At 70.2% G+C, this 22,251-nt stretch carries 19 protein-coding genes and 1 riboswitch; of the genes, 9 read left to right on the forward strand and 10 right to left on the reverse strand.

From position 1 onward, the window contains the following. Positions 1–73 precede the first annotated feature (73 nt). Positions 74–1,300, reverse strand: a complete 1,227-nt coding sequence (gene fahA, locus ACFY1L_RS07255; RefSeq protein ID WP_388819554.1) for a fumarylacetoacetase — start codon at positions 1,298–1,300, stop codon at positions 74–76. Positions 1,301–1,531: 231 nt separating this feature from the next. Between fahA and ACFY1L_RS07260 the strand changes: the two genes are divergently transcribed. Next, positions 1,532–2,794: an ATP-grasp domain-containing protein gene (locus ACFY1L_RS07260; protein ID WP_388819557.1), complete on the forward strand. Its 1,263-nt coding sequence runs from the start codon at positions 1,532–1,534 to the stop codon at positions 2,792–2,794. 65 nt (positions 2,795–2,859) lie between these two features. Beyond that, positions 2,860–4,062 carry an NAD(P)-binding domain-containing protein gene (locus ACFY1L_RS07265; RefSeq protein ID WP_388819560.1) on the forward strand — a complete coding sequence of 401 codons (1,203 nt, stop codon included), beginning with the start codon at positions 2,860–2,862 and terminating at the stop codon, positions 4,060–4,062. Between the two features lie 3 nt (positions 4,063–4,065). On the opposite strand, the gene ACFY1L_RS07270 is transcribed toward ACFY1L_RS07265, so the two are convergent. Then, on the reverse strand, positions 4,066–4,386 hold the full coding sequence (locus ACFY1L_RS07270; RefSeq protein WP_388819563.1) for a hypothetical protein: 321 nt from the start codon (positions 4,384–4,386) through the stop codon (positions 4,066–4,068). Between the two features lie 406 nt (positions 4,387–4,792). On the opposite strand from ACFY1L_RS07270, the gene ACFY1L_RS07275 reads away from it, so the two are divergent. Then, positions 4,793–5,599, forward strand: a complete 807-nt coding sequence (locus ACFY1L_RS07275; protein WP_388819566.1) for an HAD family hydrolase — start codon at positions 4,793–4,795, stop codon at positions 5,597–5,599. A gap of 10 nt (positions 5,600–5,609) precedes the next feature. Here ACFY1L_RS07275 and ACFY1L_RS07280 read toward each other — a convergent pair whose 3' ends face one another. From ACFY1L_RS07280 to ACFY1L_RS07290, 3 genes are all read right to left on the reverse strand, one after another. Continuing rightward, positions 5,610–6,338: a transglycosylase SLT domain-containing protein gene (locus ACFY1L_RS07280; RefSeq protein ID WP_388819569.1), complete on the reverse strand. Its 729-nt coding sequence runs from the start codon at positions 6,336–6,338 to the stop codon at positions 5,610–5,612. Positions 6,339–6,343: 5 nt separating this feature from the next. After that, positions 6,344–6,523, reverse strand: a riboswitch (cyclic di-AMP (ydaO/yuaA leader). A 284-nt stretch (positions 6,524–6,807) separates the two neighbouring features. Then, on the reverse strand, positions 6,808–8,829 hold the full coding sequence (locus tag ACFY1L_RS07285) for a CocE/NonD family hydrolase (RefSeq protein ID WP_388819572.1): 2,022 nt from the start codon (positions 8,827–8,829) through the stop codon (positions 6,808–6,810). A gap of 19 nt (positions 8,830–8,848) precedes the next feature. After that, positions 8,849–10,351 (reverse strand): peptide MFS transporter, encoded by a 1,503-nt coding sequence (locus ACFY1L_RS07290; RefSeq protein ID WP_388819575.1) that lies wholly within the window; start codon positions 10,349–10,351, stop codon positions 8,849–8,851. Positions 10,352–10,582: 231 nt separating this feature from the next. On the opposite strand from ACFY1L_RS07290, the gene ACFY1L_RS07295 reads away from it, so the two are divergent. From ACFY1L_RS07295 to ACFY1L_RS07315, 5 genes are all read left to right on the forward strand, one after another. After that, the gene (locus ACFY1L_RS07295) at positions 10,583–11,593 is read left to right on the forward strand and encodes a polyprenyl synthetase family protein (protein ID WP_388819578.1); all 1,011 of its coding nucleotides are present in this window, start codon (positions 10,583–10,585) and stop codon (positions 11,591–11,593) included. Positions 11,594–11,851: 258 nt separating this feature from the next. Further along, positions 11,852–12,862: a CHRD domain-containing protein gene (locus ACFY1L_RS07300; protein ID WP_388819581.1), complete on the forward strand. Its 1,011-nt coding sequence runs from the start codon at positions 11,852–11,854 to the stop codon at positions 12,860–12,862. 264 nt (positions 12,863–13,126) lie between these two features. Continuing rightward, a complete protein-coding gene (locus ACFY1L_RS07305; RefSeq protein WP_388819584.1) occupies positions 13,127–14,353 on the forward strand; it encodes an outer membrane lipoprotein carrier protein LolA in 1,227 nt (408 codons plus the stop codon). A 100-nt stretch (positions 14,354–14,453) separates the two neighbouring features. Continuing rightward, entirely contained in the window at positions 14,454–15,443 is a 990-nt protein-coding gene (locus tag ACFY1L_RS07310) for an ABC transporter ATP-binding protein (protein ID WP_388819587.1), read from the forward strand. Then, complete coding sequence (locus ACFY1L_RS07315; RefSeq protein WP_388819590.1) at positions 15,430–16,317, forward strand: ABC transporter permease; 888 nt, start codon at positions 15,430–15,432, stop codon at positions 16,315–16,317. Before ACFY1L_RS07310 ends, ACFY1L_RS07315 begins: the two co-directional genes overlap by 14 nt. 13 nt (positions 16,318–16,330) lie before the next feature. Here ACFY1L_RS07315 and ACFY1L_RS07320 read toward each other — a convergent pair whose 3' ends face one another. After that, the gene (locus ACFY1L_RS07320; RefSeq protein ID WP_388819593.1) at positions 16,331–16,918 is read right to left on the reverse strand and encodes a flavodoxin family protein; all 588 of its coding nucleotides are present in this window, start codon (positions 16,916–16,918) and stop codon (positions 16,331–16,333) included. A 127-nt stretch (positions 16,919–17,045) separates the two neighbouring features. Beyond that, positions 17,046–17,561 carry a hypothetical protein gene (locus tag ACFY1L_RS07325; protein WP_388819596.1) on the reverse strand — a complete coding sequence of 172 codons (516 nt, stop codon included), beginning with the start codon at positions 17,559–17,561 and terminating at the stop codon, positions 17,046–17,048. A 260-nt stretch (positions 17,562–17,821) separates the two neighbouring features. Here ACFY1L_RS07325 and ACFY1L_RS07330 point away from each other — a divergent pair, with 260 nt between their 5' ends. Continuing rightward, complete coding sequence (locus tag ACFY1L_RS07330; protein WP_388819599.1) at positions 17,822–19,441, forward strand: tetratricopeptide repeat protein; 1,620 nt, start codon at positions 17,822–17,824, stop codon at positions 19,439–19,441. A 21-nt stretch (positions 19,442–19,462) separates the two neighbouring features. Here ACFY1L_RS07330 and ACFY1L_RS07335 read toward each other — a convergent pair whose 3' ends face one another. The 3 genes from ACFY1L_RS07335 to rarD all read right to left on the reverse strand — a co-directional run bounded on the left by ACFY1L_RS07335 (position 19,463) and on the right by rarD (position 22,112). Next, the gene (locus tag ACFY1L_RS07335) at positions 19,463–20,416 is read right to left on the reverse strand and encodes a M28 family metallopeptidase (RefSeq protein WP_388819602.1); all 954 of its coding nucleotides are present in this window, start codon (positions 20,414–20,416) and stop codon (positions 19,463–19,465) included. A gap of 137 nt (positions 20,417–20,553) precedes the next feature. Beyond that, positions 20,554–21,024, reverse strand: a complete 471-nt coding sequence (locus tag ACFY1L_RS07340) for a VOC family protein (RefSeq protein ID WP_388819605.1) — start codon at positions 21,022–21,024, stop codon at positions 20,554–20,556. A gap of 137 nt (positions 21,025–21,161) precedes the next feature. Beyond that, positions 21,162–22,112 carry an EamA family transporter RarD gene (gene rarD / locus ACFY1L_RS07345; protein ID WP_388819608.1) on the reverse strand — a complete coding sequence of 317 codons (951 nt, stop codon included), beginning with the start codon at positions 22,110–22,112 and terminating at the stop codon, positions 21,162–21,164. Between the last annotated feature and the right edge of the window lie 139 nt (positions 22,113–22,251).

Consider the following 22,251-nt stretch of genomic DNA (forward strand, 5'->3'; position numbering starts at 1 on the left):
TCGACCACATCTCGTACGACACCCCGTACGGCACCTCGCACGCCCGCCACACCACCCGTCCCCCAACTCCCGCTCACTCCACGGCGCTTGGCACGATCCGCCCGCTCACCTCGCCCAGCCCCACCCGGACCCCGTCCGGCCCGGGCGCCCACGCCGACAGCGTCACCACGTCCCCGTCCTCCAAGAACGTCCGCTTGCCCTCCGGAAGTTCCAGCGGATCCCGCCCGTTCCAGGTCAGCTCCAGCAGCGACCCGCGCTGAGCCGCCTCGGGCCCGCTCACCGTGCCCGACCCGAACAGGTCGCCGGTGCGCAGCGAGGCACCGTTCACCGTCATGTGCGCGAGCTGCTGTGCGGCCGTCCAGTACATGGTGGAGAAGGGCGGCTCGGAGACGACATGACCGTTGATCGCGACGGAGATCCGCAGGTCGTAGCCGCCGGGCTCCACCCCGGGAGCCGAGTCGTCCAGATACGGCAGCAACGCGTGCGTGCGCTCCGGCGGCGCCACGCGCGCGTCCTGAAGCGCCTCCAGCGGCGTGATCCACGCCGACACCGACGTGGCGAAGGACTTCCCCAGGAACGGTCCGAGGGGGACGTACTCCCAGGCCTGGACGTCGCGCGCCGACCAGTCGTTGAGCAGGCACAGCCCGAAGACGTGCTCCCCGAAGTCACCCAGCGCCACCGGCTCGCCCATCGCCGTCGGCACGCCCACCACGAAGCCGACCTCGGCCTCGATGTCCAGACGGACCGACGGCCCGAAGACGGGCGCCGGGTCCGTGGGGGCCTTGCGCTGCCCGGACGGCCGTACGACATCCGTCCCCGAGACCACCACCGTGCCCGAGCGGCCGTGGTAGCCGATCGGGAGGTGCTTCCAGTTCGGCGTCAGCGAGTCCGCCGCGTCCGGGCGGAAGATCTGGCCGACGTTCCGCGCGTGGTTCTCGGAGGCGTAGAAGTCGACGTAGTCCGCGACCTCGAACGGCAGATGGAGCGTGACGGACGACAGCGGGTGGAGGAACGCGGCGATCGCCTCCTGGTGCGCCGGCACCGTCACCCAGGCCGTCAGTGCCCGCCGCACGTCCGACCAGGCGGTCCGGCCCGCGGCCAGCAGCGGGTTCAGGGAGGGCTGCGCGAGCAGGGCGGCGTACGGCGAACCGAGCGCGAGGGACGCCGCGCCCGCGTCCAGGACGTGGTCGCCGAGCCGGACACCTACGGTCCGTTGCGCCGGATCAGCGAGCGAAAAGACGCCGTACGGAAGGTTGTGCGGGCCGAAGGGATCGCCCTCGGGGACATCGAAGGGGGGCATGGGGTGCTGCCTCACTCTCACCATGTGTCGCGAACCATGTGTGTGTGCCGCATGAGGACATGTGGCCGCGCCACACGTTACGGGTGAGTTGCCTGCCTGGGCAGTGTCTAAAGAGTTTGCAATGTCCGAATTGGCCTTGTCGGAGGCCCCAATTCCGGCTTAGCGTCCTTTGGGGGACACGGACGGGGTGGGTCCGGTCCGTAGGGGGGACGCGTGGGGGGACCCGTGGCCATGAGCACGAGCAGTGTGCCTTTCGAGGCCGACCGTGACGTGCCGGGCCTGATCGTCAAGTTCGGCGATTACCCGCTGCATCACGGCGGTGTCGGCGCGATCCGCAGTCTGGGCCGTCTCGGCGTGCCCATGTATGCGATCACGGAGGACCGTTACACGCCCGCCGCCTCTTCCCGCTATCTCAAGAAGGCCTTCGTCTGGCCGACCACCGGCACGGAGGACCCCGACCACCTGGTGGAGGGCCTGCTGCGCATCGGGCGGCGCATCGGCCGCCCCACCGTCCTCGTCCCCACCGACGAGGAGGCCGCCGTCCTGATCGCCGAGCACCAGGACGAACTCGCCGGCCGCTTCCTCTTCCCGCGCGTCGACCCCGCCCTGCCACGCCGTCTCGCGAGCAAACAGGGCCTGCACGAACTGTGCGTGGAACACGGCATCCCGAGCCCGACGGCCGCCTTCCCGCAGTCGTACGACGACATCGTCGCCTTCGCCGAGAAGGCCCGCTTCCCGGTGGTGGCCAAGAACCGCGAGGCGTTCGTACGGCGGAAACGACCCGCGGTGAACGGCACGACGCGGATCGGCACGCGCGAGGGCCTGCTCCGGCTCGCCCGCGACTGGGGCGAGCACCCCGGGGTGATCCTCCAGGAGTACCTGCCGCGGGAGGACGCCGAGGACTGGATCGTGCACGCCTACTTCGACCAGGACTCGACCCCGCTCGCCATGTTCACCGGTGTGAAGGTGCGCTCCTGGCCGCCGCACGCCGGAATGACGGCGAACGCGTACGTCGTCGACAACCCGGAACTCGCGGACATCGCCGCGCGTTTCATCAAACAGATCGGCTTCACCGGCATCATCGACCTCGACCTGCGCTTCGACCGGCGCGACGGACAGTACAAACTCCTCGACTTCAACCCGCGCATGGGCGCCCAGTTCCGGCTCTTCGAGAACGAGTCGGGGGTGGACGTCGTCCGCGCCATGCATCTGGATCTGACCGGACGCCCCGTTCCGGAGGGGGAACAGCGGGCCGGCCACCGGTACATCGTGGAGAACATCGACCTGCCCGCCCTGCTCGCCTACCGCCGCAGCGGCTATACGACGCCGCACGCACCGGCGCGCGCGAGCGGGACGGAACTGGCCTGGCTCGCGGGTGACGACCCGCTGCCGTTCCTCACGATGCTCGCGCGCTTCGTGCGGCCGGGCGCGAAGCACCTGTATCAGCTGTGGCGGACCAACCGCCGCGGCAGCACCACCAGTTCGAGCAGCTAGCCAGCCAGCTCAGCTGTGAGAGCCGGACACGAAGTGACGAAGTGAATGTCCTGGGGAGGGACTTCGTGATTCAACCGGTTGCAATCATCGGCGCCGGGCCCTTCGGCCTGTCGACCGCCGCACATCTGCGAGCACGCGGCATCCCGGTCCGCGTCTTCGGCGACCCCATGGTCAGCTGGCGCGACCACATGCCCGTCGGCATGCTCCTGAAGTCGACCCCGGTCGCCTCCAACTTCGACGCCCCGCAGAAGGGCCACAACCTCGTCGACTACTGCGACGCCGCCGGCATCAAGCGGCTGGTGACGGACGAGGACATCATCCCGATCGAGACCTTCATCGCCTACGGCGAGTGGTTCCAGCAGAAACTGGTGCCCGAGCTGGAGCAGGTGCGGGTGGTGTCGGTGGACCGGCGGGGAGGCGGCGGCTTCGAACTCAAGCTGGACTCGGGCGAGTTGTTCACCGCCCGGGCGGTCGTCGTGGCGACCGGCCTGTCCGGCCTCGCCCATCTGCCGGCCGAGCTGGCCTCGGCCGCGGCGGACGGACCCACCCCCACGGGCCCGGTCTCCCACAGCTCCCAGCAGCACGACCTGACGCGCTACTCCGGCAAGGACCTGATCGTCGTCGGCGCCGGCCAGTCCGCGCTGGAGACCGCGGCGCTGGCGGCTGAGGCCGGCGCACAGGTGAGGGTGGTGTCCCGCGGTCGCGGCAGGGTCGCCTTCGGCGCACCGCCGTGGAAGCAGCCGAAGCTGCGCCCCGAGTCGCCGTTCGGCCGCGCCTGGTCCCTGTGGGCCCTCAGCTACTACCCTCACCCCTACCGCTACCTTCCGGCCGAGGCCCGCCACTACCTGGTGCGCCGCGTCCTGGGCCCGCTCGGCGCGTGGTGGCTGCGCGACCGCTTCGAAGGCAAGGTGCAGGTCAGCGAGGTCGACCGGATCGTACGGACGGACGCGGCCGACGGCAGCCCGACGCTGACGGTCCGCACGCAGGCGGGCCGCACGGAGCAACTGTCCGCCGACCACGTCATCGCGGCAACCGGCTACCGGGTCGACATCGCGGCCATGGACTTCCTCGGCCACGAGCTGCGCACGCAACTGGCAGTCAGCCGGGGCACGCCCAAGCTGGGTGCGGGATACGTCTCCTCGGTCCCGGGCCTGTACTTCACCGGTCTGCCGGCCGCGGCGTCGTACGGCCCGGTGATGCGGTTCGTGTGCGGCACGGAGTTCGCCTCCCCGAGGCTGGCGAAACACCTGGCGGCGGCACACGGCTGAGGCCTACGCGCCCTGTGCCCGCTGCCGGTTGAGGAACCCCTCGATCAGCCCGGGCGGGTTGGCCGCCTCGGTGGCCTCGAAGTCCCAGCCCGGGCAGTCCATGTCGAACACCACGACGGGCAGCGGGCGGCCCAGTATCTCCTCGATAGGGCCGCTCGCATGCAGATGCCGGGCGAGGTCGACACAGGCGTCGGCGAAGTGCAGATGGAGCAGCTCGCGCTTGGCGTCGATCTCGTCGTCCTCGCCGACCCCCACCTCTTCGTTCTCGCCGTCGTACCAGAGCCCGAGCCCCCTGACCTCGTCCTCGTACCGCGGGCCGCCCACCGGATCCTCGGGTACGTGTTGTAGCCGATGGCCACGTACGGCCGCCGGGTGTCGTAGTCGATCTGCCAGATGCGGAACGAGAGCGCGTACATCTCGGGCCGCAGCTCCAGAGGGAACCGCTCCAGGATGCCGACGGCGGCCTCCCGCAGATGCGCCTGGAACTTCCCCGCCCGATCCGTCACAACAACAGCCCCCGCTCCGGCAGTCAGTGAAAGCGACACCGCAAGCGTCGCACCCGCCACTGACAACGGACTTCGGAGGCAGCACCGGAAGCGGCCGAAAAAGGCCCATGCCGGTACCGGAAAGGCCCGTACCGATACGGGAGTTGACGAAGTGGCCGGGGTGAACGGGGCGGTCGTCCGGTTGGTGATGAGTCGGCGCGGCGTCCGGTCCGTATTCTCTGATCATGGCCGCACCCACCGCATATGCACTCATCGCCACCGACCTGGACGGCACGCTGCTCCGAGGCGACGACACGCTCTCCGACCGGTCCCTCGCCGCGCTCGCGCGGGCGGCCGGCGCTGGCGCCCGGCACCTCGTCGTCACGGGCCGGCCGGCCCCGAGAGTGCGCCCGCTCCTCGACGAACTGGGCGGCAGGGGGCTCGCGGTGTGCGGACAGGGCGCGCAGGTGTACGACGCCGGCGCGGACCGTCTGCTCTGGTCCGTCACGCTGGACAGGGAGCTGGCCGAGACCGCCCTGGGCAAGATCGAGGCCGAGGTGGGCGAGGTGTACGCGGCCGTGGACCAGGACGGCGTGGACGGCCTCACACTCATCGAACCGGGCTACCTGATGCCGCATCCGGCGCTGCCCGCGGTGCGGGTCGAGCGGCGCGGCGACCTGTGGTGCGAACCCATCAGCAAGGTGCTGCTGCGCCATCCCGACCTGACGGACGACGAGTTGGCGGCGACGGCGCGCTCGGTGGTCGGTTCGCTGGCCACCGTCACCATGTCGGGGCCGGGGACCGTCGAACTCCAGCCATGCGGCATCACGAAGGCGACCGGCCTCGCGCTGGCCGCCGAATACCTGGGACTTGGCCCGGAGGGGACGATCGCCTTCGGCGACATGCCGAACGACATCCCCATGTTCGACTGGGCCGCCCACGGCGTCGCGATGGCCAACGCCCATCCCGAACTCAAGGCGGTGGCCGACGAGATCACCCGGTCGAACGAGGACGACGGCATCGCCGTCGTCCTCGAACGACTCTTTCCGTGACGGCAGAGATCTAGTACGCCCCGAAGACGTTGTCGATCGAGCCGTACCGCGCGGCCGCGTACTTGCAGGCGGCGGTGATGTTCGCGACCGGGTCGAAGGGGTCGAGCGACGTTCCGGGCACGTGGTAGGCCAGGAACGTCGGGTCGATGACCTGCAGCAGACCCTTGGACGGGGTGCCCGCGGCGGCGTTGGAGTCCCAGTTGTTGATGGCGGCCGGGTTGCCCGACGACTCCCGAATGATGTTGCGGTAAATGCCGTCGTACGTCCCGGGAATTCCGTTCTGCGCCATGATGTCCAGCGACTGGCGGATCCATCCGTCCAGGTTGTTCGCGTACGTCTTGGCGGAGGCCTGGGTGGCGTGCGCGACGGACGAGGACTTCTTGGTGGCCGTCGCGCTCGCCGTCTTCGTCGTCTTGACCGTCAGCTTCAGGCCGGAGTGGATCAGCCTCGGGTTGTCGCCGATGGCCTTGCGGTTGTCCTTGTAGATCTGCTGCCAGCCACCCGGAGTGTCGTATTTGTCCGCGATGCCGTAGAGCGTGTCGCCCTTGACCGTGGTGTACGTGACGGACTTGACCTGCGATGCGGCCGACACGGCAGCGGGGGCCTGGGCCGGCGTCGCGGCACTCGCGGCGGTCGCGCTCAGGAGCGGGATCGCGAGGGCGGCGGTGCCGGTTCCGGCGGCGACGACACCTCGGGTGAGGGGGCTGGTTCTGGGGCGGCGGTGCTTGCCTCGGGGCATGGCGCTGTTCCTCTCCGGCGCCTACGAGGTGAGCTGTCGGGTTCGGGCGGGGAGTTGCCCGGCCGTGCCCTGGCGGGCACGGCTTCACCCCGAGCCGTTCCGGAACGCATCGAGACGTCCGGACCGGCGACTTACCTGGGTCCCCCGCTCCTGCCGTGTACGAGTGGGTGCGGTGATGGATGGCTCGGGCGGCGGCAGGATTAGGCGTCCACCCGGCTGGGCCGGAAACGTATGCGAGAGCACATGCCCGAAACAAGTGCCGGACTCATGGATCGCACCCATTGACCTCGGCATGAGCCTTATGGGGCGCTTGATCCTTTGCGGCTGCCAAGGCTCAACTCGCTCATGGCGCAAGGGGAGACGCGAACCGTGGGTGGTGGCGACGCCCGCGGTCGTGCGTGACTCAAGTCACTGACATCTCGCCCGATTCGCGAAGCGTGCAAAAACGGGCAATGTCCTCAACTCATAGTCAACCGGCCGTCCGTGGGATTCGCTGCTCCCATGTCCGGTGGAAGACGACCTCCCCGCCGTCCGTGCAAATCACCTCATTCGAGGCGATGAAGTCCTTTCCGGTACAGCTGATCTCCGAGCGCGTACGGACCGTGGCGTCCCACGCGAGCTCCGGCCGGTGCAGGCGGACGAACCAGTCCGAGCGGGTGCGGGCCGACAGGGGGTCGGCCTCGTGGATCGTGTACGTCTCCAGGGCGTCCTCGGTGAACTCCAGACCGTCCGGGTACACGCGCGTGCCGCCGTAGCGCGGGTCGACCTCCAGACGCCACTCGCCCTTGGCGACGTCCCGCACCACGAGTCGCTCGGGGCGCGGTTCGTCCAGCGTGATCGGGGAGTTCACGCCCAGCGGCTCCGCCTGCTCCGGCTCCTCGAAGGTGATCGCCGTCTCGGCCAACGCACGCGCGCGTACCGGAAGTTCCAGCGAACTGCCTTCCGGATGCAGCGTGAAGCCGGCCGCCGAATCGGGCTGCGGCCAGATCCACGGCCAGTACGTGGAGGACACGGCGAGGCGGATGCGGTGACCGGGCGGGAAGACGTGACCGATGCCGCTCAGCTCGAACTCGACGTACTCGGTGGCACCCGGCGTCCATGGCACGGCCCGGTCGCGTCCCTGCCGCGCGGACAGGTTCAGTACGCCGCGCGTGACGAGGGTCGATGAACCATCCGGTGCCATGTCACACAGCCGTACGGCAATCTGACCGCTCGGCACCTCGGACGTCACCCGCAGCCGCACCCTCGGCCGCCCCAGCACCCACGTCTCCTCGCCCACCACGAAGTCGAAGCACACCGACCGCCCGTCGTCGTCGCGCTGGTCCGGCGGCAGATCGGCGTCGTTGCCGAAGGGGAAGAAACGGCCGGCGTCCACGCCAGTGTGCTGGGGTGAGCGGACCGGCACAGCGGCGGTGGAATGTGACACAGCACTGTCCCGAAAGCCGTACGAGACCGCCGTGACGTTGGGCGACGGCCACGCCGGCTCCCCGACCCACCGCCCCGGCAGCGTCCCGTACACCGTGGCCGGAGGATGCGAGTCGCTGACGTAGGCACGCAGCAGGGGCTCGCGCATCGCCCCGGAGTCGATGCCCTTCAGCCAGTGGTCCCACCAGCGCAGGGTCTCCTGGAGGAAGCCGATCGCGGGGCCCGGCGGCAGACCGCGGTCCGGGTACTGGTGCGACCAGGGGCCGATCAGGCCTCGTACACGGTCGGCGGGCAGGTGCTCGACGAGGCGGAGCACGGTGTCGCGGTAGGGGTCGTGCCAGCCGCCCACCGCGAGGACGGCGGCGTCGATCGCGCCGTAGTCCTCGCAGACGCTGCCGTGGCGCCAGTACTCGTCCCGCGTCTGGTGGGCCAGCCAGGTGTGCAGGAAGGGCTCGACGGCGGCCTCCAGACGCTTGATCCACATCTCCCGCCAGACCGGGCCGACGTACAGCGGATCAGGCGGTCGCGACACGAAGGCGAGCATCGTCGCCGCCCACGCGTGCATGTCCACCGCCAGAACGGAACCGCCCATGTAGTGCACGTCGTTGTCATAGCGGTCGTCCGTGGAGCAGACCGTGACGATCGCCTTGAGCGGCTCGGGCGCGAGGGCCGCGATCTGGAGGGAGTTGAAGCCGCCCCAGGAGATGCCGAACATGCCCACCTTGCCGTCGCACCAGGGCTGCGCCGCAAGCCAGTTGACCACCTCGACGCCGTCGGCGAGCTCCGTCGCCGAGTACTCGTCCGTCGGCATGCCCTCGCTGTTGCCGTGCCCGCGGATGTCGACCCGGACGGAGGCGTAGCCGTGGCCCGCGTACCAGGGGTGGCGCTGGTGGTCCCGGGGCGCGGTCCAGTCGGAGAGGCGGTACGGCAGGTATTCGAGGAGCGCCGGTACGGGCTCGTCCGTCAGGGGGCGCCACACGCGCGCGTACAGCAACGTCCCGTCGGGGAGCGGGATCCAGAGGTCGTCGTGAGTCGTGTCGTAGGGGAAGGACGTACGAATGTGCATCAGCAGGACCCCGTTGGCTTCAGTGGACCGGGTGCATCGTGCGGCGCAGCCAGGGCGCGGCCGCCATCACGGCCAGGCCGGCGGCCACCGCGATCGCGCCGTTGACGCCGAAGTAGGCGGGCTTGGAGACGTCGTCGTAGAGCTTCACCGTCTGCGCCTGGATGCCGTTGGCGAGGGCGAGGGACAGGAACCAGAGGGACATGGTCTGGCTGGAGAAGGCGGCCGGGGCGAGTTTCGTCGTGGCCGACATGCCGGAGGTCTCCAGGAGGACGTCGCCGAGGCCGAGCAGGAGATACGAGCCCACGATCCACCAGGCGGACATCAGGTAGTCGTCGGAGGAGTGCCCGGAGGTCGGCAGGACCATCAGCAGGAACGACAGGCCGCCCAGGACGACCCCGATGGCGATCTTGTTGGAGGCGTGCGGCTGGCGGTGCCCCATGCGCACCCAGAGCGCGGCGACCACGGGCGCGAGGCCGACCTCGAATGCGCCCAGCGCGGAGGCGTACCAACTGGCGGGGAAGTCGAAGCCCAGGATGGCCGTCTCGGCGTTCTTCGAGGCCAGCAGCATCATCGTCGAGTACGCCTGGAAGAGGATGAAGTTGAAGACCGTCGAGGCGAGGAAGAGGACGACGTAGGGGCGCAGCCGGCCGCGTTCCTCGCGCGTCACGCGCGGGCTCGCGAACATCACCGCGAAGTAGACCACCGGGGCGATCACGGAGATCAGCGTCAGCAGGTCGACGAAGCGGCCCATGGTCAGCCAACCGGCGGCGGCAAGGGCCATGGCGACCACCACCACGGCCACCAGACCCGCGAGAATCAGCCGGATCGCCCGGCGCATCGCGTCCGGCGCGAGGGCGAATTCCGCCGTGTGCCTGCGTCCGGCCAGGTGACGCCGGCCCGCGACGTACTGGATCAGCCCGAACGTCATGCCGATCGCGGCCGCCGAGAAGCCCCAGTGCCAGCCCCTGTGGTCGCCGAGCCAGCCGGTGATCAGCGGGCCCGCGAAGGCGCCGATGTTGATCGCCATGTAGTAGAGCGCGAAACCGGCGTCCCGGCGGTCGTCGTCGGTCCGGTACAGCTTGCCGACCATGGTGGCCACGTTGGGCTTGAGCAGCCCGGTGCCGGCGCTGATCAGGCCCAGGCCCACCCAGGTCATGCTCGGCGTGGGCACCGCCATGGCGTAGTGGCCGCAGGCGATCAGGATGCCGCCCCACAGCACCGCGCGGTACGAGCCCAGGATGCGGTCGGCGAGCCAGCCGCCGGCGACGGAGACCAGGTAGACGAGGGTGCCGTAGGCCGCGGAGACCGAAGCCGCGGTTCCGGCCGCCATGCCCATGCCGCCGTGGGCCAGTGTGTCGGCGAAGTAGAGCACCAGGATGGCCTGCATGCCGAGGAACGAGAAGCGCTCCCAGACCTCCAGGCCGGAGAGGGTCAGCAGGCCCTTGGGCTGGCCGAAGAAGGCGTGATCGTCCTCCGGGGGCGGCCCGCTGCCGGGCTCCACGTCGACTTCGGTTCGGGACACGGGCCGCTGCTTCCCTCCGAGTCGACGGACGAGCCGGTAGATAAGTCGATTGATATCCGTTCTTATGGGGCGATCAAAAACATACCGGTCGTGATCCGATACCGCCCGTACTGGACGGGTGGGCGGCATCGGTGATCCAAAGGTGACCGGATACGCTGACTTGAGTGATGGCAGCGACCTATCGACAAACCGCGTAACCGCCAGTAGACACCAGCAGACAGGAGACCCCTCGTGACCGTCGTCGGGCCGTTCGGGCTGAGCGTGCGGGACCAGGCTCTGGAAGCCGATGTCCAGGCCGGATTGGCGGCCGTCGAGGAAGGTTTGCTCGAAGCCACCAAGAGCGAGGTGCCCTTCATCACGGAGGCCGCGCAGCACCTCGTGCGCGCGGGCGGCAAGCGGTTCCGTCCGCTGCTCGTGATGCTCGCCGCGCAGTTCGGGGACCCGTACGCGCCCGGGGTCGTACCGTCCGCGGTGGTGGTCGAGCTGACCCATCTGGCGACGCTGTACCACGACGACGTGATGGACGAGGCCGAGGTGCGGCGCGGGGTGGACAGCGCCAACACCCGCTGGGGCAACTCGGTCGCCGTCCTGACGGGTGACTTCCTGTTCGCCCGCGCCTCCCACATCCTGGCCGATCTGGGGCCGGAGGCGGTCCGGGTCCAGGCCGAGGCGTTCGAGCGGCTGGTCACCGGCCAGATCCTGGAGACGGCGGGACCGCAGGACGGGCGGGACCCGGTCGACCACTACCTCGATGTGCTGGGCGGCAAGACGGGCTCGCTGGTGGCGGTGTCGTGCCGCTTCGGCGCGATGATGTCGGGCGCCGACGAGACGGTGGTGGACGTGCTCACCCAGTACGGCGAGCGGCTGGGCGTCGCCTTCCAGCTGGCGGACGACGTGCTGGACATCGCCTCCGACTCGCACGAGTCGGGCAAGACGCCGGGCACGGACCTCCGCGAGGGCATCCCCACCCTTCCGGTGCTGCGGCTGCGGGAGCGGGCGGCGCGTCTCGGGCTGGCCGAGGACATCGCGCTGTGCGAACTGCTGGACTCCGACCTGAGCGACGACGCGCGGCACGCCGAGGCGCTCGCGGGGCTGCGGGCACATCCCGCGCTGGAGCAGGCGCGCCGGGACACCGTGCGCTATGCGGAGGACGCGCGGGCGGCGTTGGCGCCGCTGAGGGACTGCGATGCGAAGGCCGCGCTCATGGAGATGTGCGACGCCGTGGTGCACCGGGCCGGCTGATCGCGGGTCCGCAGGGGCACTGCCCCTGCACCCCCATCGGCCCGAAAGGGTCTTGTTCTGCACACGCCGGACGGGCTGGGATTGCCCGGGCCGGCGTCAGGTACTGCCCTGTATCGGGTCCTGACCTGCGCCGAGTCTGCTGTGATACACGTCACAAGGCTGGACTGAGTCCAACCTGAGATCCCTTCCGTACATATACCCAGAAGGCCGACGCAGGGGGTGTCGGCCGGTCTACGGGGAGAAAACAGAATCATGGGCATGAACGCGACGTTCTCGAAGCGCCGTAAGAGCCTGATCGTCACCGCGGTCGCGGTGGCCGCCACCGGTGGTGTCGCCGCCGCGGTGATTCCCGCCTTCGCCGCCGGAGGCAACCGCGCCGACCACGCGGGCCACTCCGGCATGAGTGAGCAGAGCATCGTGACACAGAGCGGAACCGTCTCCGGCGGCAGTGGGGGGACCCTCCTCGCCGCCAGCCTCCGGGGCGCCAACGAGGTGCCCGTGGCAGGCGGTCCGGCCGTCGGCGACAAGGACGGCGCCGCTCTGGAGTTCATCAAGGTCAAGGGTGACAAGGTGTCCGTGGCCGTGACCTGGCGCGGCACCGGCAAGCCGACCATGCTCCACATCCACCAGGGCGCCAAGGGCACCAACGGCGGCGTCAAGGTCGACTTCACCAAGCTGCTCGAGAAGAGCAGGCGGCACAGCGTCACCGGCACCGTCAAGGTCGAGGACAAGACACTGCTCGACGCGCTGAAGTCCGATCCCGGTTCCTTCTACGCCAACCTGCACACCGCCGAGTTCCCGGGCGGCGCCGTCCGCGGCCAGCTCCACAAGGTCACCGTCGCCGCCTTCGACTTCCGCAACGCTTTCGACAACTTCCAGGCGTCCGTCGTCAAGGGCAAGCAGATCTACGAGTGCAAGCCGGCCGACGGCGGCGGGTACGCCTTCGCCCAGCGCGACGTCAGTGCCGAGCTCGGCGGCGGCATCCAGCACTCCTTCGTCAAGCCCAACTCCGGTACGCCGCAGTGGGTCGCGCGCGACGGCAGCTCCGTCACCGGGGCCGTCCTCACCAAGACCCCGAACGGCGACGGCAACATTCCCGAACTCGACCTCAAGGCCACCCAGTCCGGCAAGCACCACGGCCTGCTCGCCGACACCGCGGAGATCCTGCGGCTGAACACCGTCGGCGGAGTCGCCCCGGCCGGTTCCTGCGAGCCCGGCACGATCGTCGGCGTCCCCTACCAGGCGGACTACGTGTTCCTGCAGAGCTGATCCGGTAGTTGACACAACCTCATCAGGGCGGCGCCCTCCCCTGTGACCCCTACGGGTCGGGGGAGGCGCCGCCCTCTCGTGTCATACCCCAGGTGTACATGGAGTTGGCTCCGGGGTCTGACGCTTCTCCCTGGCCGATTTGGTGAGATGGAAACCACGGAAATCACCACTCCTCACCGATTCGGGTGAGAATGGCGGCACGGGATGGACAACGAAACCACGCGAGTTGGACAAGCCGCCGCCGACGACGGAGGTAGCGCACACATGGCACCGTACGAATCCGACGACAGTACGACCGCCGGGGACGCCGACGACCTGCGCACGGGCCGGCACAAGGCCGCGCGGTACGTAGTCCCGGTCGCGGTGGTGGGGGTGGCGGCTGCGACCATCGGGCTCGTCCCGGCACTCGCCGACTCCGGCGACCCCGACCTGCCGAAGATCAGCGCGCAGCAACTCATCGACAAGATCGCCAAGTCGGACGTGCAGCAGATGTCCGGCACGTTCAAGATCACCACGGATCTGGGGCTCCCGGACCTCGGCGGTCTCGAGAACAGTCTCACCTCCGGCGCCGGCAGGTCGGGCGACGACTCCTCCGCCGACCCGTCCGCCAAGCTGACCGAGCTCGCCACCGGCACGCACACCCTGCGCGTCGCCGCCGACGGCCCGGACCGGCAGAAGATCTCGCTTCTGGAGAACGCGGCCGAGTACAGCCTCATCCACAACGGCAAGGACATCTGGGGCTACGACAGCCAGTCGAACTCGGTCTACCACTCGACCGCCTCCGACAGCGCGGCCGAGCACAAGAAGGAAGACGTCCCCGCCACGCCCAAGGACCTCACCGAGGACGCCCTGAAGGCGGTCGACGACACCACCTCCGTGACCGTCGAGGGGACCGCGCAGGTAGCCGGCCGGGATGCGTACCGGCTGGTCATCAAGCCGAAGCAGTCCGGGTCGACCGTCGGCCAGATCACCGTGGCCGTGGACTCGAAGACCGGGCTGCCGCTGAAGTTCACGCTCACCCCGTCGAGCGGCGGCGCCGCCGTGATCGACGCCGGTTTCACCCAGGTCAGCTTCGCCAAGCCGGCCGCCTCCACCTTCGACTTCAAGGTGCCCAAGGGCGCCAAGGTCACCGAGGACGACCAGGCCGACCACGCCGACGGCCACTTCGACGGCGGGCTGAAGGGCGACGACAAGAGCGGCAAGCCCGACGAGGACCTCGCCAAGGGCCTCGACGGTCTGAACGTCATCGGCAAGGGCTGGAACTCCATCGCCACCTTCGACACCGGCGGCCAGGGCGTCCCGTCCGGCTCCGACGTCGGCGGCGACTTCGGCGGCTTCCTCGACTCCCTCGGCGACAAGGTCACCGGCAAGTTCGGCTCGGGCACGGTCTTCAAGACCCGCCTGATCAACGCCCTGATCACCGACGACGGCAAGGTCTACGTCGGCGCGGTGAACAAGGACGCGCTGGTGAAGGCGGCGAACGCGGGCTAGCCGGGAATGCTCGCCGGCTGGGAACCTTGCGCGGTGGCCATACGTAATCACTGTACGTAGTCGCCGCACGAGGTCGTACGAGCACGAATCGAGGGAGCCGATGGACGAGCCGTCCGCCACGGAGCCGGAAACGGGAGGCGCCGCCGGGCAGGCCGGTGACGAGAGCGTCATCGCCACCCGCGCGCTCACCAAGCGCTACCGCGGCGGGCAGCTCGCCGTCGACGGCCTCGACCTGACCGTCCCGGCGGGCAGCGTCTTCGGCTTCCTCGGTCCGAACGGCTCCGGCAAGACCACCACCATCCGCATGCTGATGGGCCTCATCGAGCCCACGTCGGGCACGGCCCGTGTGCTCGGCAGCCCCATGCCCCGCGCCACCCGCACCGTCCTCCCGCACGTCGGGGCCCTCATCGAGGGCCCCGCGCTGTACGGCTTCCTCTCCGGCCGCGACAACCTCCTGCGCTACGACGCCGCAGACCCGACGGCCGACCCGCGCACCCGGCGCACCCGCGTCGCGGCGGCGCTGGACCGGGTGGGCCTGACGGCGGCGGCCGGCAAGAAGGCGAAGGCGTACTCGCTGGGCATGAAGCAGCGGCTCGGCCTCGCGGCCGCGCTGCTCCAGCCGCGCAAGCTGCTCGTGCTCGACGAGCCGACCAACGGCCTCGACCCGCAGGGCATGCGCGAAATCCGCTCCCTGGTCCGGGAGTTGGCGTCCGACGGCACCACCGTCTTCCTCTCCTCCCACCTCCTCGACGAGATCGAGCAGGTCTGCACACACGCGGCAGTGATGACCCAGGGCCGCCTGATCACCCAGGGCGCGGTGGCCGACCTGGCGGCGGGAGCGCGCGGCCGGCTGGTCGTCACCACACCCGACACCGGCGACGCGGCCCGCGTGCTGAAGGAACAGGGCGCCGGTGACGTCGTGGTCGCCGACGACCGGGTGACCGCCGAGCCCCCGGACCGCGACCTGGCCGAGGTGAACGCCGCGTTGGTGACGGCCGGCGTCCGCGTCCGCGGCTTCGGCGTCGAACGGGCCTCCCTGGAGGACGCGTTCGTGGCACTGACGGGGGAGGGCTTCGATGTCGCAGGCTGAAGCGGTCGTGACCGAGGTGCGCGCACCGAGTCCGCTGTGGACCTTCGGACTCTTCCGCAGCGAACTGGTCACCACGTTCCGCCGCTGGCGCACCCTCGCCCTCCTCGCCGTACTCGCGGCCGTCCCCGTCCTGGTCGGCATCGCAGTCAAGATCGAGACGAGCGACGGTTCGTCGGCCGGCCCCGGTCGCGGCGGAGGAGGCGGCCCGGCCTTCATCTCGCAGATCACCAACAACGGCCTGTTCCTGGTTTTCACCGCGCTGGCCGCGACGCTCCCGTTCTTCCTGCCGATGGCGATCGGCGTCATCGCGGGCGACGCGATCGCCGGCGAGGCGAACTCGGGCACCCTCCGCTACCTGCTGGTCGCCCCCGCGGGCCGCACCCGCCTCCTGCTCACCAAGTACGCGACCACGATGACCTTCTGCCTGGTCGCCACGCTCGTGGTGGCGGTCTCGGCACTGACGGTCGGCGCCATCCTCTTCCCACTGGGCGACCTCACGACGATCTCCGGCACACAGATCAGCTTCGCCGAGGGCCTGGGCCGGGCCCTGCTGATCGCGCTGATCGTCGCCGCGTCCCTGATAGGCGTAGCCGCCCTGGGCCTCTTCATCTCCACGCTCACCAGCAGCGGCATAGCGGCGATGGCGACGACCGTAGGGCTGCTGATCACCATCCAGATCCTGGACCAGATCCCCCAACTCCACGCGATACAGCCCTACTTCTTCTCCCACTACTGGCTGTCCTTCGCCGACCTGATGCGCGACCCGGTCTACTGGGACGACCTGGTGAAGAACCTCGAACTCCAGGCCCTGTACGCGGCGGTGTTCGGCTCGGCGGCCTGGGCGCGCTTCACGACGAAGGACATCACGGCATAGCCCTCGTCCTGCCTCAGCCGATTTCGTGGGGGAAGCGGGCGAGCGGGGCCTCCTGCGCGAAGAACGTCTTGGCGCGGGCCAGCGCCGCGGTGTCGTTCAGGACGTCACCACGCCTGCTGCCGTTGCCGAGCAGGACTCCGCCGAAGCGCATCTTCAGATAGGCGGCCGAGTTGCTCAGGGTGCCGGTCAGCGGGTCGGCGACCGAGAACTCGGTGTCGGCCAGGGCCGCCACGCCCCAGAGCGTGCGACCGGCCATGGCCGCCTTGAAGTCGATGCCGGGGGTGCGCAGCCAGCCCGACCAGTAGTCCAGGTAGCGCTTGGTGAGACCGGACACCGAGTACCAGTACAGCGGGGAGGCGATCACGATGTCGGTGGCAGCCAGCGTGGCGTCGAGAAGCAGCGCCGGGGTGCTTCCGCCGGGCGGGAGCACATGGTCGCTGTCGCGCCGCAGATCCATGAAGTCGGGCAGCGGGTGCTCGGCCAGACTGATCCACTGCTGTTCCACGTCCGAGGGCAACTGATCGGCGGCCTCGCGGGCGAGCAGCTCGGTGTTGCCTTCGGCACGGCTGCTGCCCAGGACGAACAGGAAGCGGCGGGTCATGGCGTCTCCAGGGTGATGGGCGTACGACGATTACTCGCCCATGCATTATATGCGTGCGCAATTACTTGTCCATGGTGCGCCGACTCGCCGAGCGGTGGTGAAGAGCTCTACGGGTTCTGCGGGGGCCTTACTTGTGCCGCGTCGCGGCCCCGGTGAGGCGGGCCAGTGGTTCCGTCTCCCGTGGTGGCGTTCCGCTCAGGTCGCCGAGGCGCCAGTCGGGCACCCACGGCACGCGGTACACGTCGACCAGCGACTCGATCAGCCGGACCTGCTTCTCGAGCGGCCGCGGCAGCCGCCCCGGCGCGTCCGCGACGAGCACGACGGCGTCGAGGTCGAGCCCGGGCGGCACCTCCCCGAGCCGGAAGACCTCCAGGGCGCGCAGCACGGCCGCCAGTCCGGACGCGTGCGTACGGGCGACGAGCAGTACGGACCGCGGATCGTCGGGGCCGGGCCAGTCGCGGCCGCAGTCGTGACCGCCGTAGACCGCGGCGAGCGTCGAGACGCCGGCGCCGCCGTGAGTGCCGACCCAGGAGTAGCGCCGGGCGGTGGCGGCTGCGTGGGCGGGTTCCTGCGGTCCCGGTTCCGGTACGGCGACCGGCCCCCGGATCCAGATCTCCGGCCCCTGCTGCTCGTCCGTCCGCATGCCCGCTCTCCTCCCTCGTCAGGGCCTCGCGCCCACCGATCCGCACGGTGCCGGTAGGGTCACGCGACGGTGGCGAAGTCCTGGGACGAGTCTGTGACGCCACGGTGACCCGAGGACCGGGAGCGACCGGAGAGACTCAACAGTACGTGCAAGAACGGATCTTGGCGCCGGGGGAGCGGAAACCCGACGGCGGGAGGGAGCACCATGGAACCCGAACGCGCAATCCGCTCGACTCCCGACGCATCCGAGTGAGGGAACCGATGTCTCGACTCAGCCGCGAGAAGAAGCGGGAACAGGAGCGCGCCGCGCGCTCGGCGGCCCTCGTGGCGGCACCGATCGACGTCCGTGTCCCCGCGGACGACGCGGCCGGTGCGGTCGGCGCGTGGATCGGCGGGGTACCGGTCACCGCGGCGGCCGGCGAGGAGATCCAGCAGGCCGTCCTGAACCACCTGCACCGCATCGTGCTCGCCACCGGCCACCCCGTGCAGGTCACGGTCCACGACGAGCGGATCGGCTTCGTCCTGCACCTTCAGGTGGACGCGGACGGGGCCAGCAGTTTCACGGGGGAGCCCGTACGGATGGCTCCGCCGAGGGAGGCGGGCGAGCCGGGTCGGCCGGGGGAGCCGAGGGCCGCGTCGGGCCCACCGCCTGCGCCGCCCGCACTGTCGCCGCCACCGGCACCGTCCGAGCCCTCCCCGTCGCCCGCGCCGGCTGTCTCACCCGCGTCGTCCACGGCACCCTCAACACCCCCACCGCCAGGGGCGGTTCCGGTACCGCCTGCCGAGCCGCAGGCCCCCGCAGCCGCCGTGGAACCGGGGCAGCCCGAGCAGCCGCCCAAGCGTGACAAGCCGACGCATGTCCTCCGCGCGGCGTCGGAACCCGTCCGCGAGACGGCCCCGACCTTCCCCCTTCGTGCGGTGACCGAGCCGCAGCCGCTCGGCGAGAACGTTCCGACGTTCCCCCTGCGGGCCGTTCCCGAGCCGTCGGGCGGTGCTGCGGAAGGGGTCTCGCCGACCTTCGCATTGCGGCAGGTGCCGGAGCCGGCCGAGGACAGGGCCCCCGGCACGGTCGCGGCACCGAAGGGCGAGTTCGGCCCGCCTCCGCCGATGGACGCGGTGCCGCAGCACCGTCCCGAACCCCAGGACGCCCGCCCGCACACCACTGAGCCTCAGGACTCCCGTCCGTACGGCTCCGTACCCGAAGACGCCCGTCCGCAGAGCCCCGCACCAGAAGACGCCCGCCCCCACAGCTCTGCACTTCGCCCGGAACCCGCACCCAACCGTTCCACCAGCCACCCCCTCCTCACCGTCCCCCCGGACCCGGCCCTCGACCCCGACCCCAAACCCACGCCCGCCCGCGGCTTCGACGCCGTGGCCGAAGCCGTGCTCGGTGACGAACCGCCGGTGGCGCCCGCCTTCCTCGCGGAGCCGATGGCGCAGATCAACGAGGCCGTGAAGGCAGGGCGGATCGAGACGGCGGCGGGGCTGGCCGAGAGCACGGTCGGGGAGGCGTCTGCGGCGCTCGGCCCCGAGCACCCCGAGGTGCTGCGGCTGCGTGAACTCACCGCGTACATCGCCTACTTGGCGGGGGACCCGATCCGTTCGTTCCGGCTCTCCCTCGACCTCGCGCAGATCCGCCGCCGCGCCCGGGACGCGGAGGCGGCCTACGGGAACGTCCAGAGCGCGGCCTCCGCCTGGCGCGCCGTGCGCGACCCGCAGCAGGGCCTGGACCTGGGCCGCGAACTGATCGGCCTGTGGACCGAACTCACCGCCGAGGACGGCCCGGCCGCCGACGACATCGAGCAGCTGGAGTCGGCCCGCGCCCGCATGGGCCGACTCACGGAACGCGCCCGCAAGTCGGCCCAGCCGCCGCCGAGTTGACCCAGCGGAATTGAACGGGCCCTAGGAGGACAGCTCCCACACCGCATGCGCGACCGCGTCGCTGTTGCGGTCCAGGGCGGTGTCGTTGATGTTGGCGGTCGTGTCGCAGGACGAGTGGTAGCAGCGGTCGAAGGACTGCCCCGACGTACCGCCCCACTTGGCCGCCTGGGCCGCCGTCTTGACGTAGTCGGCGCCGCTGAACAGGCCGCCGACGGGGACGCCCGCGTTCTTGAACGGTGCGTGGTCGGAGCGGCCGTCGCCCTCGGTCTCGGGCTCGGTGGAGATGCCGAGCCCGGTGAAGTAGTCCTTGAACGTCTTCTCGATCGCGGGGTCGTCGTCGTAGACGAAGTAGCCGGGGTTCGGCGAGCCGATCATGTCGAAGTTCAGATAGCCGCTGATCTTCGAACGGTTGGCGGTGGAGAGGTTGTTGACGTAGTACCGCGAGCCGACCATCCCCAGCTCCTCCGCGCCCCACCAGGCGAACCGGAGGTGCTTGGTGGGCTGGTAGCCGGCCCGCGAAACGGCGAGCGCGGTCTCCAGAATGGCGGCCGAGCCGGAGCCGTTGTCGTTGATGCCGGCACCGGCGGTGACGCTGTCCAGATGGGAACCGGCCATGACGACCTGGTTGGTGTCGCCGCCCGGCCAGTCGGCCACCAGGTTGTAGCCGGTGCGGCCGGAGGACGTGAACTGCTGGACGGTGGTGGTGAACCCGGCGGCGTCCAGCTTGGCCTTCACATAGTCGAGCGAGGCCTTGTAACCGGCGCGGCCGTGCGCACGGTTGCCGCCGTTGGCGGTGGCGATGGACTGCAGCTGGGCGAGGTGGGCCTTGACGTTCGCCACGGGGATGTCGGGCGCGGCGGCCACCGGCGCGGGTGCCGCGCCGGCTATGGATCCTCCGGTCAGGAGCATGACAGCAGAGACGCCGATGGCGACGGCACCGGTGGCCGCCGTACGCCCGGAAACGGAGAGCTTCATGTGGGGGGCTCCGAATTCCTTAGAGTGAATTGGTCCCCGGATGGTGAAGCCTTTACTAACTCTGCGTCAAGAGCGCTATCAGGACAGCGAGTTCGCATTGCGGATCAACCCGGCCCACGGGACCGGGCGCCGCGGGCCTACTGCACGCAGAACTCGTTCCCCTCCGGATCCGCCATGACCACCCACTCCCCGCCCTGCTCCTTGACCCGCCGCAGCACGCTCGCCCCCAGCCCCTCCAGCCGTTCGACCTCGCCGTCCCGCCGCCCCTCGCCGGGGTGCAGATCGAGGTGGAGCCGGTTCTTGACGGTCTTCGCCTCCGGCACCCGCTGGAACAGCAGCCGCCGCCCCAGGCCGGTGCCGCTGTCCTTGTCGTACGGGTCGTCCGGATGCCGTACGGCGATCAGGTCCCGGAAGGCCGGGCGGCCGTGGAACTCGACGGTCGCCGCGGTCGGCAGGGCGCCGAGCTGCAGCAGCCGTTCGACGAGGGCGCTGTTGTCCTCGACCTCGTACCCGAGCGCGGCACCCCAGAAGTCGGCCTGGGCATGCGGATCGGCGGAGTCGATGACGAGCTTCCAGTGGACGGGTGTGGGTGCGGGAGTCTGCGTCATGGACCACTTATAGCTGCCGGCACTGACATCTCGGCCTGTCCGGCGCTCACGTCTCGACGCAGGCCGAGTACTTCCAGCCCGTCCGGGGGAGTTTGAGGACGAGGCCGATCGGGGGTCCGAGGGCGGGTGCCCCCAGGTCAGACGTCCACTGCGGCAGACGCCGACGCAGAAACCGGCAGCACCTCGATCCGGCGGCCGAGCCTGCGCGCAGCGCGCCACGCATCCCACGTGAGCAGGCACAACGCCGCCCACACCAAGGCGAACCCGGCCCACCGCTCCACCGGCATCGACTCGTGGAAGTAGGCGACCCCGAGCAGGAACTGGAACACCGGCGCCAGATACTGCAGCAACCCCAGCGTCGACAACGGCACCCGGATCGCCGCCGCCCCGAAGCAGACCAGCGGCAGCGCGGTCACCACCCCGGTCGCGGCGAGCAGCGCCCCGTGCCCCGCGCCCTCGGTCGTGAACGTCGACTCGCCCCGCGAGGTCAGCCACAGCAGATAGCCGACGGCCGGCAGGAACTGGATCGCGGTCTCCGCGGCCAGCGACTCGATCCCGCCGAGGTTGACCTTCTTCTTCACCAGCCCGTACGTGGCGAACGAGAAGGCGAGCGTGAGGGAGATCCACGGCGGCTGCCCGTACCCGACGGTCAGCACGACCACCGCCGCGAACCCGGTCCCGACCGCCACCCACTGCACGGGCCGCAGCCGCTCCTTGAGGACCAGCACGCCGATCGCGATGGTGACCAGCGGGTTGATGAAGTAGCCGAGCGAGGCCTCGACGACGTGCCCGCTGTTCACGGACCAGATGTACACGCCCCAGTTGACGGTGATCACCGCCGCGGCGACCGCGACCAGCCCCAGCCTGCGTGGCTGCCGCAGCAGCTCGCCGGCCCAGGCCCAGCGGCGTATCACCACCAGCGCGACGCCCACGAAGACGAGCGACCAGGCCATCCGGTGGGCGAGGATCTCGACCGCTCCGGCGGGCTTCAGCAGGGGCCAGAAAAGGGGGACGAGACCCCACATCCCGTATGCCGCGAAGCCGTTCAGCAGACCTATGTGCCGCTCGCCCCTCGACTTCCCGGTCACGGGCCTCCTCCTCGCCTCGTCGCGCACACGTGCCAGGCAGAAGGTAACGCCGAGCACCCCCGCCTGTCATGTCCGTATCGGCATACGGTCATGACAGGCGGGGGTGGTGCTCCCGAGGCCCGGCGGGGGAGTCCGGCGC

The organism is Streptomyces sp. NPDC001663 (assembly GCF_042893105.1).
GTDB lineage: Bacteria > Actinomycetota > Actinomycetes > Streptomycetales > Streptomycetaceae > Streptomyces.

Bases quoted from the DNA above. Each gene is read 5' to 3' on its own strand.
- fahA (WP_388819554.1), bottom strand. From the start codon at position 1,300: ATGCCCCCCTTCGATGTCCCCGAGGGCGATCCCTTCGGCCCGCACAAC.
- ACFY1L_RS07260 (WP_388819557.1), top strand. From the start codon at position 1,532: ATGAGCACGAGCAGTGTGCCTTTCGAGGCCGACCGTGACGTGCCGGGC.
- ACFY1L_RS07275 (WP_388819566.1), top strand. From the start codon at position 4,793: ATGGCCGCACCCACCGCATATGCACTCATCGCCACCGACCTGGACGGC.
- ACFY1L_RS07280 (WP_388819569.1), bottom strand. From the start codon at position 6,338: ATGCCCCGAGGCAAGCACCGCCGCCCCAGAACCAGCCCCCTCACCCGA.
- ACFY1L_RS07285 (WP_388819572.1), bottom strand. From the start codon at position 8,829: ATGCACATTCGTACGTCCTTCCCCTACGACACGACTCACGACGACCTC.
- ACFY1L_RS07300 (WP_388819581.1), top strand. From the start codon at position 11,852: ATGAACGCGACGTTCTCGAAGCGCCGTAAGAGCCTGATCGTCACCGCG.
- ACFY1L_RS07305 (WP_388819584.1), top strand. From the start codon at position 13,127: ATGGCACCGTACGAATCCGACGACAGTACGACCGCCGGGGACGCCGAC.
- ACFY1L_RS07310 (WP_388819587.1), top strand. From the start codon at position 14,454: ATGGACGAGCCGTCCGCCACGGAGCCGGAAACGGGAGGCGCCGCCGGG.
- ACFY1L_RS07315 (WP_388819590.1), top strand. From the start codon at position 15,430: ATGTCGCAGGCTGAAGCGGTCGTGACCGAGGTGCGCGCACCGAGTCCG.
- ACFY1L_RS07320 (WP_388819593.1), bottom strand. From the start codon at position 16,918: ATGACCCGCCGCTTCCTGTTCGTCCTGGGCAGCAGCCGTGCCGAAGGC.
- ACFY1L_RS07325 (WP_388819596.1), bottom strand. From the start codon at position 17,561: ATGCGGACGGACGAGCAGCAGGGGCCGGAGATCTGGATCCGGGGGCCG.
- ACFY1L_RS07330 (WP_388819599.1), top strand. From the start codon at position 17,822: ATGTCTCGACTCAGCCGCGAGAAGAAGCGGGAACAGGAGCGCGCCGCG.
- ACFY1L_RS07335 (WP_388819602.1), bottom strand. From the start codon at position 20,416: ATGAAGCTCTCCGTTTCCGGGCGTACGGCGGCCACCGGTGCCGTCGCC.
- ACFY1L_RS07340 (WP_388819605.1), bottom strand. From the start codon at position 21,024: ATGACGCAGACTCCCGCACCCACACCCGTCCACTGGAAGCTCGTCATC.